The 256-nt window shown below is 47.7% G+C and carries 1 pseudogene; it reads right to left on the bottom strand.

What is annotated here, in order from left to right:
* Positions 1 to 256, bottom strand: a pseudogene (locus SB786_RS36870) (threonine--tRNA ligase); the annotation flags it as partial.

Below are 256 nucleotides of genomic sequence, written 5' to 3'. Positions count from 1 at the left end.
CATGTGGCCGGGACAGTTCATCGGCTTTAACGCGAAGCGCTGATGATCGGCTTCCGAGAAATACATATTCTCTTTATAATGTTCCCAGTGACCGGATTGCTCCCAAAGACGCTGGTTCATCATCATAGGGGTGCGCACTTCGTGATAATGATAGGCATCCTGCTTCGAACGCAGAAATGATTCAAGCGTGTTTCGGATAAACTGACCGTTCGGCAGATAAAAAGGCATACCCGGCGCTTCTTCCGAAAACATAAAA

It is taken from the genome of Burkholderia sp. SIMBA_062, from assembly GCF_046534765.1.
GTDB lineage: Bacteria > Pseudomonadota > Gammaproteobacteria > Burkholderiales > Burkholderiaceae > Burkholderia > Burkholderia ambifaria.
This window is presented reverse-complemented; position numbering and strand designations above follow the sequence as displayed.